The sequence below is a fragment of the Mesorhizobium sp. M0910 genome, assembly GCF_040319465.1.
Taxonomy (GTDB): Bacteria; Pseudomonadota; Alphaproteobacteria; order Rhizobiales; family Rhizobiaceae; genus Mesorhizobium.
In genome coordinates, this window is sequence record NZ_JAMYNZ010000001.1 from 19,872 (window position 1) to 35,754 (window position 15,883).

11 protein-coding genes and 2 pseudogenes are annotated in these 15,883 nt (G+C 64.3%); all 13 read right to left on the reverse strand.

Annotation, left to right across the window (positions count from 1 at the left end; all coding sequences use genetic code 11):
- Positions 1–9: 9 nt before the first annotated feature.
- The 13 genes and pseudogenes from nifE to NKH78_RS00185 all read right to left on the reverse strand — a co-directional run bounded on the left by nifE (position 10) and on the right by NKH78_RS00185 (position 15,796).
- Entirely contained in the window at positions 10–1,500 is a 1,491-nt protein-coding gene (nifE, locus tag NKH78_RS00120; protein WP_352881403.1) for a nitrogenase iron-molybdenum cofactor biosynthesis protein NifE, read from the reverse strand.
- 57 nt (positions 1,501–1,557) lie between these two features.
- Positions 1,558–3,099 (reverse strand): nitrogenase molybdenum-iron protein subunit beta, encoded by a 1,542-nt coding sequence (gene nifK, locus NKH78_RS00125; protein WP_352881406.1) that lies wholly within the window; start codon positions 3,097–3,099, stop codon positions 1,558–1,560.
- A 128-nt stretch (positions 3,100–3,227) separates the two neighbouring features.
- On the reverse strand, positions 3,228–4,730 hold the full coding sequence (gene nifD / locus NKH78_RS00130) for a nitrogenase molybdenum-iron protein alpha chain (protein ID WP_352623436.1): 1,503 nt from the start codon (positions 4,728–4,730) through the stop codon (positions 3,228–3,230).
- A 99-nt stretch (positions 4,731–4,829) separates the two neighbouring features.
- Complete coding sequence (nifH, locus tag NKH78_RS00135; RefSeq protein ID WP_352881409.1) at positions 4,830–5,723, reverse strand: nitrogenase iron protein; 894 nt, start codon at positions 5,721–5,723, stop codon at positions 4,830–4,832.
- Positions 5,724–6,209: 486 nt separating this feature from the next.
- Positions 6,210–7,461: pseudogene (locus NKH78_RS00140) on the reverse strand (type II toxin-antitoxin system HipA family toxin).
- A complete protein-coding gene (locus NKH78_RS00145) occupies positions 7,436–7,765 on the reverse strand; it encodes a helix-turn-helix domain-containing protein (RefSeq protein WP_352615419.1) in 330 nt (109 codons plus the stop codon). The pseudogene NKH78_RS00140 and the gene NKH78_RS00145 overlap by 26 nt, the downstream one beginning before the upstream one ends.
- Before the next feature lie 472 nt (positions 7,766–8,237).
- Positions 8,238–8,432 (reverse strand): annotated as a pseudogene (locus tag NKH78_RS00150) (hypothetical protein); the annotation flags it as partial.
- Positions 8,433–8,729: 297 nt separating this feature from the next.
- The gene (fni, locus tag NKH78_RS00160; RefSeq protein WP_352881413.1) at positions 8,730–9,779 is read right to left on the reverse strand and encodes a type 2 isopentenyl-diphosphate Delta-isomerase; all 1,050 of its coding nucleotides are present in this window, start codon (positions 9,777–9,779) and stop codon (positions 8,730–8,732) included.
- 85 nt (positions 9,780–9,864) lie between these two features.
- Positions 9,865–10,767 (reverse strand): terpene synthase family protein, encoded by a 903-nt coding sequence (locus NKH78_RS00165; protein ID WP_352881416.1) that lies wholly within the window; start codon positions 10,765–10,767, stop codon positions 9,865–9,867.
- Positions 10,764–12,314: a hypothetical protein gene (locus NKH78_RS00170; RefSeq protein WP_352881420.1), complete on the reverse strand. Its 1,551-nt coding sequence runs from the start codon at positions 12,312–12,314 to the stop codon at positions 10,764–10,766. The genes NKH78_RS00165 and NKH78_RS00170 overlap by 4 nt, the downstream gene beginning before the upstream one ends.
- A gap of 149 nt (positions 12,315–12,463) precedes the next feature.
- Positions 12,464–13,462, reverse strand: coding sequence for a polyprenyl synthetase family protein (locus NKH78_RS00175; RefSeq protein ID WP_352881960.1), 999 nt, complete (start codon positions 13,460–13,462; stop codon positions 12,464–12,466).
- Positions 13,463–13,610: 148 nt separating this feature from the next.
- Positions 13,611–14,954, reverse strand: coding sequence for a cytochrome P450 (locus tag NKH78_RS00180; RefSeq protein ID WP_352881423.1), 1,344 nt, complete (start codon positions 14,952–14,954; stop codon positions 13,611–13,613).
- Positions 14,954–15,796, reverse strand: coding sequence for an SDR family oxidoreductase (locus tag NKH78_RS00185; RefSeq protein WP_352881963.1), 843 nt, complete (start codon positions 15,794–15,796; stop codon positions 14,954–14,956). The genes NKH78_RS00180 and NKH78_RS00185 overlap by 1 nt, the downstream gene beginning before the upstream one ends.
- Between the last annotated feature and the right edge of the window lie 87 nt (positions 15,797–15,883).

A 15,883-nucleotide genomic window follows, 5' to 3' on the forward strand; every position in this document is an offset into this window, starting at 1 on the left:
CGGCTTTCCTCAACACTCGCCGAAATCGTCGGCCGTCGTGCCGGCGAATTCCTGGACAACATGCAAGGTGGCGGTCTCGCTTTTCGTGCTCGGCAGTTCCTCCCTCACCGTAGGCTGGCAATCCCATGGTGCCGGCTCCCGCACCTGGCGCCAGATCGGGTTATGAATGGCAAGGTCGATCTGGCGTACGAGTTCCACCATGCCGTCATAGCCGGCGTAAGGGTGTTGGCGCTCCTGGTTGATATCGAGCCAGGGTGTCTTGGCCTTCAGCGCGATGAACTGCGTGCGCCCGCCCGACAGCATGATATCGGCCTTGCATTCTGAGAGCATGGCGTAAAGCTCGCGCGCTGCCATCTGCTCGAATATGTGGTTGTCGTCCTTGAGTATCTGCTTGATGCGCTCCTTGTCTTCGACGGTCGACTTCTTGACAGAGGTGCCAACGATCTCGATGCCGATCTCCTTCAGCGCATGGACGACCGACCAGGACTTCACACCGCCGGTGTTGAGCAGCACGCGCTTGCCTTCGAGCCTCGGCCGGTAGGCCGCGAGCTTCTTCCAAGCGATCGCCTCCTCCTCTGCAATCAATGCCTCGGTGCGGCCGAGGATCTCCGGATCGGCACCCTTCTTCACGAGCAGCTGAGAGATCTGTCGGAGCGCTTCCGAGGTGTCGGTGATCCCGTAGAAGGAGCCCTCGAAAAACGGGATGTCCCAGCGCTGCTCCATCTTGCGGGCGAGATTGATGAGCGCGGTCGAGCATACCATCATAGCCGCCCGGGCACGGTGCGCGGAGGCAATGTCGAGGTAGCGCGCGTCGCCCGGAATGCAGGCGCGCACCCGGATGCCCAGCCGATCAAGGAGTGGCTTCACCAGCCAGAATTCGCCCGAGAGGTTGAATTCGCCAAGAATGTTGATGTCATAGGGCCCGGCGTCGTCCGGTTCTACCGTGCCGATGACATGCTTGAGCAACGCCTCGCCGGCAAGCTTGTTGCCGAGATTCTTGGAGCCGACGAAGCCCGGCGCATTGACCGGCACCACCGGCAGGCCGAACTTTTCCGCCGCCCGCTTGCAGACGGCCTCGATGTCGTCGCCGATCAGCGCCGTCACGCAGGTCGGATAGACGAAGATAGCCGGCGGCCCATACGCTTCCTTGATCTCGCGGATCGCTTTGAAGAGCTTCCGCTCGCCGTGCCCCATCACAACATCGAGTTCGGTGAGGTCGGTCGTGAAGCTTGTGCGCCACAGCGTTGGCCCATACGAAGCCGCACCGCGGTTGTCCCAGGAATTGCCCTCGCAGGCGAGCGGCGCATGGATCAAATGCGCAACGTCGGTGATCGGCTGCAGCACGATCTTGGCGCCATCAAAGGCACAGCCGCCGGCCGCCGCCCCGGGGGTCAGTGGCTTCGAACAGCCCTTTTTGCGCGCCTTGGCATCCTTGCCGCGGTTCTCCTCGCAGGCAGGCTCGTTGAAGACATCCTGGATTTTGGTGCTGAGCGAGGACATTGCGTCGGTCTCCAAAGTCCAACGAGAAGAAGACCGGCCAAAAGCCGGCCGCCACTCTTAGCGGGTGAGGTCATACGAATAGTCGGTCACGCCCGTCTCGCTTGTCTCGCGATCGAGCTTGTCGAAGATCTTGTCGAGGATCGTCGTCAGCACGCGCAACCCGCCTTGGTAGCCCATGAGCGCAAAGCGATGGTGATGGTGGCGGTCGAAGATCGGAAACGCCAGCCGGATCAGCGGCGTGCCCGTGTCGCGCTCCAGATACTTGCCATAGGAGTTGCCGATCAGCAGGTCCACCGGCTCGGTGAAGAGCAGCGAGCGCATCGCCCAGAGGTCCTTGCCCGCCCAGACTTGAGCATCCTTGCCGAAGGGCGAGGATGCAAGCAGTTCCTTCAACTCCGCTTCCCAGGCCGAGGTGCCGTTGGTGGCGAGGCAATGGGTCGGCTCGCCGCCCGTCTCCATGATGAAGCGGGCCATGGCATAGACAAAGTCCGGATCGCCGTAGATGGCGTATTTCTTACCGTGCAGCCAGGATTGGCTGTCCGCCATGGCGTCAACAAGTCGGCCGCGCTCCAGGCGGATTGCCTCGGGGATTTGCTTGCCGGAAATCGCGGAGACCTCCATCAGGAAGTCGTCGGTCGCTTGGACTCCGAGCGGGTAATGGAACGAGGCAGTCGCCTGCCCTACCCCCTCGCAATACTCCAGTGTTTTTCGGGTGTTGTAATGCTGTAGCGAAAGTGTCGCCTCGGCGTTGAGCGCCTTCCTCACGTCTTCGATCTTGGTGCCGCCGTCGTACATGCGGTATTCGCCGTCGGACGGCGTGTCGAACTGGTCAGAGGCGTCTTGGATGAAGGTATAGGACACGCCCAGCAGATCGAGCAGGCGCTTGAGTTCCCGGTTGTTGCCAACACAGAAGCCGTCGAAACCCGGAATGATGTTGATGGTTCCCTCGGCTTCCGTGCGCTCCTCGCCTTTCCAGAAATGCTCCAAAATGCCCTTGACCGTAACGTCATAGCCGTCGACATGGCTGCCGACGAAGGCCGGCGTGTGGGCGAAGGGCACGTCGAAGTCGCGCGGGACCGAGCCTTCGTCCTTGGCGTTCTCGATGAAGCTGTGCAGGTCGTCGCCAATAACCTCCGCCATACAAGTGGTCGAGACGGCGATCATCTTCGGGTCATAGAGTTGGTACGTGTTGGCGAGCCCGTCGACCATGTTCTTCAGGCCACCGAACACTGCCGCGTCCTCGGTCATCGAGGAGGAAACTGCCGAAGCAGGCTCCTTGAAATGGCGCGACAGGTGCGAGCGGTAATAGGCCACGCAGCCCTGGCTGCCGTGGACGAAGGACATGGTTCGCTCGAAGCCCGCGGCCGCGAACACCGCGCCGAGCGGCTGGCAAGCCTTGGCGGGGTTCACGACAAGCGCTTCGCGAGCAAGGTTCTTTTCGCGGTATTCCCACGTCTTGGTGAATTCGCGTTGGTCGGTAACGATCTGGTCCGGGTGAGGACATTCGAAATTCAGCCTCTTCTCGGCGAGCATCTGCCTGTATTCCGGCTCGCGGAACAGGGGCGCGTGGTCGAGAACTTTTTCAGCCGACTGCGGCATGGGTGGTTACCTCTTCTCCATCTGGCCGCGCCATACGGCGGCACAGGGACGTCGAAACGTTTCAGGTCTCCCGCGGACAAACTGCCACAGGCGTTCAACGGCCTCCCGGCTTCCGGGAGGCCAGATTTTCATTCGGCTGCGATCGCCGCCGACGGCTCGGCTTTTTTCTTCCAGGGGGCGTCGTAGAGGTTCCAGACCGGGTTGTTGATGGCCAGATCCATGTCGCGGGCGAAGATGGCGAAGCCGTCGTAGCCGTGATACGGGCCGGAATAATCCCAGGAATGCATTTGACGGAACGGTATGCCCATCTTCTGGACCGGGTACTTTTCTTTGATGCCGGAGCCCACGAGATCAGGACGGATCCCCTCGATGAACTTCTCCAGCTCGTAACCAGTCACGTCGTCATAGATCAGCGTGCCCTTCTTCACGTAGTGGCCAGTGCGCTGATAGTCGTCGTTATGGCCAAATTCATAGCCAGTGCCGACGATCACCATGCCCAGATCCTCATATGCCGTGACGACGTGACGGGGGCGCAGCCCGCCGACATAGAGCATCACCGTCCTGCCTTCGAGGCGCGGCCGGTACTTGGCGATGACGGCATCGACCAACGGCCGGTATTTGGCGATGACCGCCTCGGCCTTGGCCTCGATTTCCGGCCCGAAATGCTTGGCTATCTTGCGCAGAGAGGCTTCGGTCTGGGAGGGGCCGAAGAAATTATACTCCATCCAGTCGATGCCATACTTTTCCTCCATGTGCCGGCAGATGTAGTTCATCGACCTGTAGCAATGGATGAGATTGAGCTTGGCCTTTGGCGCTCGCTCTATTTCGGCCAGCGTAGCGTCGCCCGACCAGTTGCCGACCACGCGCAGGCCCATCTCCTCGAGCAGGATGCGCGAAGCCCAGGCGTCGCCGCCGATATTATAGTCGCCGATCACATTGACATCGTACGGGCCGGCCTCGAACTCGACCTCCTTCTTCTCGAACACCCAGTCGCGGATCGCGTCGTTGGCGATGTGGTGGCCGAGTGATTGCGAGACGCCGCGGAAGCCCTCGCAGCGCACCGGCACGATCGTCTTTTCGTGCTCCTTGGCCTTGTTGCGGGACACCGCTTCAGTGTCGTCGCCAATCAGGCCGATCGGGCATTCGGATTGCACAGTCATGCCCTTGTTCAGCGGAAACAGTTCCTCGATCTCGTCGATGATCCGTTCCAGCTTCTTGTCGCCGCCGAAAACAATGTCCTTCTCCTGGAAATCGGAGGTGAACTGCATCGTGACGAACGTGTCGATGCCGGTCGTGCCGACGTAGTAGTTGCGGCGTTGCGACCAGGAATATTGCCCGCAGCCGACCGGGCCGTGCGAGATATGGACCATATCCTTGACCGGACCCCACACCACGCCTTTCGAGCCGGCATAGGCGCAGCCGCGAATCGTCATCACGCCGGGAATGGACTTGATGTTCGATTTGACCTCGCATTCGGAAAGGACCTCGCTTTCCTCGCCAGCCTCGTCGCCGCTCTTTGCGACGCTGAGGTGCTTTTTGCGGCGCTTCGCCGCCTTGTCAGGATATTGCGACAGCACCTCCTCGATAAGCTTCGCATGGAGGGCGCCGTCATTCTCGTATTCCAGGCTCATGGGACCCCTTTCAAGGTTCAGGGTGACGCCTCACCAACGAGGCGCCGTTTTTTGAAAGGCGCGCCGGGTCAAGGCCGCGCCCCTAGTCAGTAGCGGTCGTTACTGTGCGGCCGCCTTCGCCGCTTCCTTGACCTGAAGCTCGGCAAGCATCTGCTCGTCGGTCTTCATGATGCCGAAGTCGAGCAGCATGTCCTCGAGCTCCTCCATGGTGATCGGGGTGGGGATGGTGCCCTGGCCCGAATTGGTATGAATCTTCTCGGCCAGCGCCCGGTATTCCCCGGCCTGCTTGGAGTCCGGCGCATACTGGATGACAGACATCTTCCTGAGTTCGGCGTGCTGGACGATGTTGTCGCGCGGCACGAAGTGGATGAGCTTGGAATTGAGCCTGGAAGCCAGCGCTTCGGCGAGGTCGAGCTCGCGGTCGGTTTGGCGCTCGTTGCAGATCAGGCCGCCGAGCCGCACGCCGCCCGAATGGGCGTATTTCAGGATGCCCTTGGCGATGTTGTTGGCGGCATAGAGCGCCATCATCTCGCCGGACATGACGATATAGATTTCCTGGGCCTTGTTCTCGCGGATCGGCATCGCGAAACCGCCGCACACCACATCCCCGAGCACGTCGTAGGAGACATAGTCGACATCGTCGTAGGCACCGTTCTCCTCGAGGAAGTTGATCGAGGTGATCACGCCGCGGCCGGCGCAGCCGACACCCGGCTCAGGGCCGCCCGACTCCACGCATTTGATGCCTTTGTAGCCGACCTTGAGCACGTCCGCGAGTTCCAGGTCTTCCACCGAACCTTCCTCTGCCGCGAGGTGCAGGACCGTATCCTGCGCCTTCGCGTTCAGGATCAGGCGGGTGGAGTCGGCTTTGGGGTCGCAGCCGACGATGAGGATTCTCTGCCCGAGGTCGACAAGGGCGGCGAGCGTATTTTGGGAGGTGGTGGACTTGCCGATGCCGCCCTTGCCGTAAAAGGCGATCTGACGCAAACCTGACATGTAGCTTTCCTTCCTTCGTTCCATTCATCGCGGCTGCCGCGACATGAATGCCGGTCGGGCAGCTGTCGCCGCCTCGCACCCAAGGATCTCAAGACTCGTGCCAATTTGGCTGACCGAACCGAAGAATAATTTCATGGTTGCTTTTCAGGGATTTAGCTTGAGGCCAAAGAAAGGATCGTCGGAACAAGCCGTGTAGCGGACCCGACAATGGCGACACAAAGCGTCGGATCGCGATCCTCAGTCACCACATCCGTTCGAACCGCATCGTTGTGTTGAGCTGGGCGAACAGCATCTCGACCCTCTTGCGTAATTGCGGGATGCTGCGAACTCTTCTGTTCCGGCGAGCTGACGTGCTTGGTCTCGCGTGTCCTCATCGACACTGCGCGGAATCTTGCGCTCCACGCTGGCATACCATCGATCCACGGCCATCCATCCGGGGCCACGGGCGGATAATTCCGCCATATCACCAACCCAAGGGGACTCGGCTCACTTATCGGCGCAGGAGTTCAGTATCGGCGTCATCGCCTTCACATGTTCGTCGATCCGCTCGAGCACTTTCGCCGTGACAACGTCGCGCTCAGGCAGATGCCACCAGTGCTCGTTGACGAGTTCGACGGTCTCGACCACTGCCTTCAGGACTGCCGGCTCCGGAAGCCTTGCACGGTTCGCAAATGCTTTCCATCGCGGTGCTGCTAGCGCCTTGAACGAGCGCTCCCCTCCAAGCGAAAGCGCCATGGCGTCGGCGGGAATATATGGGACGGTCGACAGAACGTCGTAGATTGGTGCAAGCACCGGCTTGTCGCCGTTACCGGGATAAATCAAAGACCAGTTCTTCAGGTGCATGTCGCCATTGCCAGTGATGACCGTCAGCGCCAGGCGGCGGACGAATTCGAGAGCCGCCGTAGGCGAGACGGCCACGCCAAGGGCCAAGGCTATGTCGTGATAAGCGGCCCCCTCATATTTGCGCGAGGGATAGACACCGAAGACCTGAGCGAAATCCTCGATGTGTATCCTCTCGCCATCGGCGCCGCGATCGAAGCGTTTGACGAGAAGGACCTTGCCCTCCGACAGCGTGTTGAATTCTTCGGGAACGCTAATCGGACTTCTCGACCAGTTCGGATTCAGGAACCTCCACGCCGATTGCTGCAGCCAGCGCGAGGTTGGCGAATTCGTTCTCGGAAACGCCCGGAAACGCCGTCGAAGGGAACTTGGCGATGTACCGGCCCTGCTCGTCGTCCATCGGCAAGGTAAGGCCGCCGCCTTTTCCAGTGTTCTTCATGACCGACAGCTTAATCTGCACGCCGGCAAGTGAGAACCGTGCCTTGGGCTTATCCTTTGAAGCATCCTGCGAAACCGCTATCGCGCCGTCACTGGGCAATGCCCGTACGGCTCCCGGCAGATCGGCGCCCAGCGCCGCCAAAAGATCGAAATCATTGCCTCGCCGCACATTGCCTTCGTGGTGCTTTTCCATCGCCTCGCGCAATTTCTCCTCCGGCAGGAGGTTCGCGAAGAAAGCGGGCAAGGCGCCCGCCAGAGGCTTCGGATCTTTCCGCAATCCTCCCGTCGCTGCCCGGAACGACAGGCTGAAAACCGGAAAGCCGCCCGTCGCGCGGTAGGCCTCATCGAAGTTGAATGCATTGAAATCGCCCGGCGTCCTAACGATTGTGCCGACCTTCAGTGCGTTCAAGAGCACGTCCAGCGACGGGATCGTCTTAGCTGCGCGAAAAACTGGAGCCATGATCGTCATCGTCAGGTTGAGGAACAAAGGCGGGTCGATCGTCATCATCATTCGGACGCAATAGAGCCTGGACAGCCGGCACCATGACTTGCGGAACCATCATCATTTCCAGACCGAGTGCGCGAGCGATATTCATGAGCGTCGTCGCACGCGCCGCTGCGGCTCCCTTTTCGATGTCGCGATAGCGGGGACGGGATATACCCGCCAAATCAGCGACCTGCTCCTGCGTCATGGCAGCGGCCAGCCTCGCCTGCCTGAAAAGCCGACCGATTTCGCGCAGAATTTCCGATTCAGAGTCCGTCATGATACCTATACGATCTATTCCAATGCGCGATGCAAAGGTATCTCATTCCAGCGAGCAAGTCAAAATCTATGATCTGTTCGCGTATCATATATGGAGATAATGATATGCAAAGAGATCAATCCGTCATTGAGGATCTCCGAGCCTTTAGCGCGGCACAGCGAATGGCGTTCCTCCAAGAACAGCTGCTACGGCCACCGCCCACCGGGGTTCTACCGAATGGGCCCGGTGCGTACGTTCGCTGCGAAAACGGCCAACTGAAAGAACATTCAGCGAACGGCTATTTTGGCCTCGGCGCCGATGCGCCCGACGGTGGCCCTATAAACGCGAAAGAGAGGAGCGATTTCAGCTGCCGGACGGCCTTCATTAACATGCCGATGATTTCGGAGCGCTGACAGGGCTTTAGTTTCGGACGGCGTCCATCCTTTCGCCCGCGTTCGCGGGCTGCCTGTAACCGGGGCTACAATAATACCCGCTAAGGGAATTCGAAATTGTTTGGATTGAAGCGGTTAGCGCGGATCGGCCTGAAGCGTTCGAGGGGTCGGTCAATTTCGTTCCAGAGATAGTCTCCGGTGAGAGCGATATGAGCCCAAGGAAGCGGTGCGACCTGGGAGAGCAAATCGGCGGGAATATCGATGCCCTGGCTGCGGACATAATCGACAGCGCGGCTGAGATAGACGGTAAAGCGCGTAGGCTATTGGACCCGTTCAGTTCTGGCTATCGGAAAGGCGCCCGAAGCCGGTTGCGAAGTTCGCCCTTGATCTCCGCCGCCCGGACCTGCACGAGCATATGCGCACCGTGAAGTGACCAGCGCATCTGCTGCTTTTCCCGACGACTGAGTTCACCGCCGACTCGGCGAGAGTGGTGGCGACGGCGAAGCCCAGCCCGGTAGCGCTTTCCATAGTTAACGCGACTTTCGGACTCAGTAAGACTAGGCGCCCGCCGCCACGTGCGGGCGACGCCGGCATCAACCGGCGGGCAGATGCGCCGAGGGCAACAAGCGCGCCTGACGCAACGCCGCCAGATCAGCCGAGCCGGTGCAGAAGCAGGCGACGGCCAACTGGCGGATAACGATCTCGAAATGCGCGACAACCGCCTCGGTGGATACCGTAGCCGCGCGCAGCACGCCGGCCGCCTGCCCGGCGATGTCCGCGCCCAGGCGGATGGCCTTGGCCACGTCGACGCCGTCGCGGATCCCGCCCGACGCGATCAGCTTCACCCTTGGCAGCGCCCGACGTACCGCCTGCACGCTGGCCGGGGTCGGAATCCCCCAATCGGCGAACGCCATCGCCACTGCACGGTCGGCGGCATCGCGGGCGCGCTCGCCCTCCACCGCGGCCCAACTGGTGCCGCCGGCACCGGCGACATCGATCACCGCCACGCCCGCCTCGACGAGCGCACAGGCCACCGAGGCCGACAGGCCCGACCCCACTTCTTTGGCCACGATCGGCACGCCCACGCTGCGCGCGGCGCGAGCGATCTGCGCCAGGACGCCGCGCCAGTCGCGGTCGCCCTCCAGCTGTACCGCTTCCTGCAGCGGATTGAGATGGACGATGAGTCCATCGGCCTCCAGCGCATCCACCGCCCGGCGCGCCAGGTCGAGGCCGTCGGCCTCGCGCAGTTGCGCGGCGCCGATATTGGCCAGCAAGGGAATGTCTGGGGCCAGGCGGCGCAGCGTGCGCGTCAGCCCCTGGGAGTTGCGGGATTGCAGGCTCACGCGCTGCGAACCGACGCACATGGCGATTCCCAAGGCTTGCGCTGCCTCGCTCAGATGCCGGTTGATGGCCTCGGCGCGTGGCATGCCGCCGGTCATCGAGCTGATCAGCAGCGGCGCGCGCATGGTCTTGCCCAGCAGCGAGGCGCGCAGGTCGATCTGCGTCAGGTCCAACTCGGGCAATGCGCAGTGTTCGAAACGGATGTACTCCCAGCCGGCGGCGACCGTGGCCGACGCCGTTCGCCGATCCAGCACGATGTCCAGGTGGTCGTCCTTGCGCCGGCTCAGGGCGGTGTCGCTCATGCTCGCTCCATCCGTCGCATCGGGCGACGGCGTTGCGTCGGATCGGACCGACGGCAGCGCGCGCAAGCCGCCGCCTCCCGTGCGTTCAGGCCGGCGCACGCTGGCCTCCCCCCGCAGCGTCGCTGCGGTAGCGGCTGATCGAGGTCTGGTAGTACTGCGCGCGGATGGCCGCCATGGCCTCGATCAACGGTCCCCACGGCGCGGGAAAGCGTTCTTCCGCCATCACCCGGTGCAGCATGCGCGTATGGCCGGCCAGCTCATCGTTGAGGAACTCCACCACAGGCATAGCCGGATAGCGCTGCAGCAGCAGGATCGCCGCGTTGTCGGCCTCGCCGGCCGACCTGTCCTTTTCGCGTCCATGCAGATCGTTCTGCAGGCGCCCTATCGCGGAGATGAGCCGCAGGACCTGGCGAAACGCCGGACCCGCGCGCAAGGTCGCCATGTCCAGTCCCCACAGCAACGACAGGCAACAGAACACGTTCGTGTAGGCGATCGAATCGATGCCGTTGTGCAGGTACTCGGCGTAGGACCAGCGTTCCGCCCCTGCCGCCTGCGCGTGTCCGGCGCGCAGCGCCGCGCAGTAGCACCGGGTATCGTCGAGAAGCTGAGCATAGTCGCGACGATCGTAGGCGAGCGCGGCCAGCGAAGCGCGCAGCACAGCGCAGCCCTCGAATCCGGGGAGCGCGCACGGCACGCCCTGCCCCAGCGCCTGCTCCACCGCGGCGAGCTGCTCCGGCGCGATCAGGCCAAGGTCGTTGCAATCGTCGAGCCAGAACAGCAGCGCCAGTTCGCGATAGAACGCTACGATCAGCGTTTCGTCCTGCGGATCGCGGCCGGTGCGGGCGCTGGTGTCGCGCAGGCTCGGGTAGATGCGCTGCAGGATGTACTGGCCGCCCCTGACCGCTTCCACGGCATGCTCGTCGGCGAACCCGGTCAGGGAATGCCCCCACTCCAGCACCTGCTGCAGCGCGCGTTCGGTCTGGATCATCGCGCCGCTCCTGCTCCCTCGGCCAGGACGCGCCGCCCCCAACGAAGCGCCAGCCACAACCCGGCAAGTTCGGCCACGCGCACCACCCGGGTGGGGCAATACAGTTCCTTGCCGATCCACAGCGGCGTCTGCGGCAATGCATGCGCCGCATGGCGGGCGAGCATCCACTCCAGCGCACGCGCCACCGCCTGCGCGATGCGCCGGCGCCCTGTCGGCTCTTCGCTCCCGTCCATCACGTGCAACGCGAACAGCGCATAGGCGGTTTCCTCGAATGTGGACGCGCGACCGGCGCCCCAGCCGCCGTCGTCGCGCTGCGCCTGCAGCAGCGCCGTCAGCGCGCGCTCGTCGCGCCACTGGGGCTTGCCTTGCGCCAGCACAGCGACCGCATGCGCGGTGGGATACAGCCACGAAACGTGCCATTTTCCGTTGTCCCATAGACCGTGCGGGTTGCGATTGGCCTCGACGTAGGCGCTGGTGCCGGCCGCGGGCTTTCCCAACATTCGCAACGCATGCAGGGCATGGATGTTGGTCGACACCGAGGCATTGCGCTCGCCGGGGAAGGTGACGAACAGCTCGCCGATTTCGAAATGGCGCAACGCATCGACCGCCGGGTCGCGGCCTGCAAGGCGCAGGACGCACATCGCAACGGCGGTATCGTCCGCATCGGCCGCGAAGTGCAAGGACGGGCCCAGGCCGCGCACGCCCAGGCGGGCGTCGAGCTGCGCGACGATCACGTGCACCGCCTCGGCGAGCGCGGGATGCGCGAACAGACCGGCCAGATGCAGGGTGTACAGCGACCAGCATGGCTCGAACACATTGATCGGCCAGACGTTGGGAACGACACCTTCGATGCCGCTGCGCGTCGCCCGCGATGCCGCCTGCAGATACGCGTCGGCGCGCCCGACCTGCGGCGTGCTCCCCTGTGCTACGGCGTGCGCACGCCACGCGGCGGTGGCCGCCGGACTGATGCCGATGCTGCCGTCGTCATCCGGGCATGCGGTGGTCGGCGACGTCCCCCAGGCTTCCCAGGAGTGCAGCAACGGATGGCCGCTCGGCAAGGTCGCCACCGCCCCCAGCTTGACCTGGCGCGCTTGCCGCAACGGCAACAGCGCCGGGTGGCGCGGAAACGCCACGCCGCCCTGCAAGGATGCGGCCTCGCCGCACAACTGCGGCAGGATCAGCTCCGCGCCGATCGGCGCGTCTTCCGGCACCGCATGCGCGTAGGGATCGGGCTGGCGCTCGAGGAACCGGGTTGCAGCCTGGACTGCGTCGGCAGCGCCGGGAAGAGGGTCGGCACGCTGCAATGCCAGCAACGCCGCCCACGTGGGCGCATGGCGGAACAGCGGGAAGTCCGCACTTCCCCATCCGCCATCGGCCTGTTGCTGCGCGATGAGCCACGCGTATGCGTCCTGCCGACCGGTGACGTTGCCGTGGAACTGCAGAGCTCGCGCCGTGTCGTAGACGGACGGACCGACGCTGCCGCCGTCGCTCATCTCGCTCAGCAGGTGGCGCAATTCGGAAAGGATCTGTTCGGACAGCGCGTTCACGCGGGATGTTCCTTCTGCAGACGGTTGACGAGAACCAGGATCGGACAGACGCCGCGCACCTCGCCGCGGACTCGGACACAGTGCAGCATGCACCGCTGCCGCTGGCCGATCGCAGCGGCACAGAGGCGACTCCATGCGGACGGGCGCGCTCATGCGCATGGCGCGTGCTTGAACAGATATGCGTTGGCCCGCTGCAGCATCTGCGCCAACCGTTCCGCACGCGGCCCCAGCGGGGCGATGGCCTCCCCGGCGTCGCGCAACAAATCCAGCGCGAACTGGCGCGCTGCCTGCAGCCCCATGATCGACGCGCAGGTCGGCTTCTGCGCCGCCGCGTCCTTGCCGGGGGTCTTGCCCAGCGTCGCGGTATCCGCTGTCGCGTCGAGAATGTCGTCGACCACCTGCAACGCCAGGCCGAAACAGGCGGTGTAGCGATCGAGCGCACAGTACAGCGCAGCGTGCGCGGCATCCTCCGCGATGGCGCATAGCGCGCCCATGCGAACGGACGCGCGCACTAGCGCTCCGCTCTTCATCCGGTGCATCGCCACGATCCTGTCCAGCTCGACGTGCTTTCCGACCAGCGACAGATCCATGGCCTGCCCGCCTGCGGCACCCTCGGCGGACACGGCCTGCGCCAGTTCGCGCACCAGCGCGATACGGTTGTCGCCCGGCGCATCGAGGCTCGCCAGGGTCAGGAAGGCGTGCGCCTGCAGTGCATCGCCGACCAGGATCGCAGTGGCTTCGCCGAACTTGACGTGCACGGTCGGAAGGCCGCGGCGAAGCACGTCGTCGTCCATCGCGGGCAGGTCGTCGTGGACCAGGGTACAGGCGTGCATCATCTCGATGGCGGCGCCGACGTCGTCGAGCAGGTTCGCCGGCGTGTCGGCCAGTGTGCCGGCAGCCAGACAGAGCAAGGCGCGGGTGCGCTTCCCGCCATGCAAGGTGGCGTAGCGCATCCCCGCCATCAGCTCGGTCTCACCGTCGTCTTCGGCGCAGAGAAGACGCGCCAGCGCCTGTTCGACCCGCTTTGCGCCGTCCTGCATCCAGATCTCCGGCAGCAGCCTGCCGGATGCGCCGCGCGCCTGCGCGCCCAATCCGCCGAGCGCGGAAACGCCAGTTCGGTCGTCGTGTAGCGTGGAACCGGTCTGCATGTTGTTCATGTCCTTGTACCTGACACGGCCACGGCGAGCGCCGAGCCGCCGCGGTGTTGCCGGCGTCGCACCGAGCGCGCGCGCCGAGTGCAGCAATGTCGCGCGTCGCCGGCGCCGCTGCCCGCCACACGGGGCATGCGATGCCAGCTCATGAGAATCCGATGCGGATTGTCATGGACGGATGTGCGGTCGGGTAATAGCGCCGGCCTTTTTCGACGCCGCTCAGCAACCGCGGCCGCACCCCGGCCTGGTGCATGGTCAGCGCCAAGGCGATGCAGAACTGCACCATTTCCAGCCATACCAGGTGGTAGCCGATGCAGACGTGTGGGCCGGTACCGAACTGCAGCATGTCCACCGGCCGGATCGGCTCCGTGCGTTGCAGCCACCGCGCCAGGCGGAACTGATCAGGCGCCTCGTGCAGCAACGCCGAGGTCGAGAAATGCAGCAGCGGGATGCACAGATGGGTGCCCGCGGGAATGCGGCGTTGGCCGAGTTGCAATTCCTGCAGCGCGCGACGCGGCAGGAGCGTGGTCGCCGGATGCAGGCGCAGCGTCTCGCGGAACAGTGCCTCGGCGACCGGACACTGCGCCAGGTCCGCGTGCCGGGTCGGCACCGCGCCCACGCGTTGCGCCTCCTCGACCAGGGCGTCCCACAGAACAGGCTGCCGCGCCAGCTCGATCACCATCCAGGCCATCGTCGAGGCAGTGGTGTCGTGACCGGCAAGCAGCAGCAAGCGGATATTGGCGACCAGGACGTCATCGGAGAGCCCATCGTCGCTGCGGTCGAAGGCGCTCACCATGTCGTTGATCAACCCGGTGCGCGCGGCGTGCGCGCGCGCGTCGCGAACGAACTGGCGCAACTGCGCGTCGATCCAGTCGCGGGCGGCGCGGCCGCGCCGCAAGGGCAGTCCGGGGAGGTCGACCGGGGGCGCGACGATCAACTGCAGCAGTTGCCGGTACTTGCGATGCCATCCCGGCAGGTCCTGCGCGGGGATTCCCATGAGGCTGAAGATGAGCTTGAGCATCAGGTCGCCGGTTTCGCGCAGGATGGTTACGTCGCCGCGCTCGCGCCATGCCTGCACCCGCGCCCGGATGACGGGCGCGAACAGGTCGCCGATGCCGGCCTGGGTTAGCCCCTTGGGCAGGAACGCCGCCTTGATCGCATCGCGCGCTTGCCGGTGCGCGCCGCCGTCCTGGGCAACCAACGTTCCGCCAAGCAATTCGGGCGCGATCTCTTCGATCAGCGCCGAGGACACGTCCTTGTGCCGGAGCAGTGCGAACGCATCCGGATGCACGCAGGTCATCAGGTGTCCGGCAGGGCCGAAATCCAGCCAGAAGTGGCTGCCCAGCGTCCGTTCTGCGCGCTGCAGCAGGCGCGGCAGGTCGCAGACGATGGCGGGAAGATGCCCGACCAGGGGGAAAGCGCCAGGCATGACCGGGATGTCGCATCGCAGCCGGTGCCGACGGTTGAGTGGGTTGAGCAGCATGTCCATCAGCAGCGCGCCGCCGCCGCCGATTCGGTGTCGCCGGCAGGGCGCGCGGCGCAGCTGTTGCCGCCGTCGGCGTATGTCGGCACATGCGCCAGCATGCCGCCATCGATGCACACGACTTGGCCGGTGATGAACGCAGCATCGTCGGAGAGCAGGAACGCCACGAGGGCGGCCACGTCCTCGGGGCGGCCGACGCGCGGCAGGAGCTGGTGCCGGCGCAAGTGCCGTTGCATGCACTCGTCCAGCTTGGCGAGGAGACGCTCTGTCATGACGAGACCCGGCGCAACCGCGTTGCAGCGGATCTGCGCATGACCGTATTGGGTGGCGAGCGAAGCCGAGAGCATGTTCATCGCCGCCTTCGACGCGGCGTAGGACGTCTGCGCCGTGTCACCGCTGAGCCCCTGGCACGACGACATGTTGACGATCGCGCCACCGCCGCGGGCGATCATACGTGGGATGGCCTGCCGGCAGCAGAGCAGCGTGCCGCGCAGATTGGTCGCGATGGTCTGGTCCCAGACTGCCAGGTCTAGGTCAAGGATCGCGCGGTCGCGCGGGGTCAGATGCATGGCGCTCGCATTGTTCACCAGCAGGTCGACCCCCCCGAAGTGACGCTCCGCCGTCTCGAACAGCGCTGCCACCGCCTGCTCATCGGCGATATCCATGGCTATGGGCAGCGCGTGGCCTGCTTCGGCCGCGATCTGCGCGGTGCAGGCGATGGCCGCCGAGCCATCAATGTCGGCCACCACCACTCTGCCGCCTCCGCGCGCGATGGCGAGAGCGCATGCCTTGCCGATGCCGGCGCCGGCGCCGGTCACCACGGCCACCTTGCCTTCAAACCGTCCCATCGTGTCTCCTGAATTGCATTGGTCCTTCGCGGCATGCCGCTGGGCCTGCGCCGGAGAAGGCGCAGGGTCCGCGCTGGCGCGCTCGTC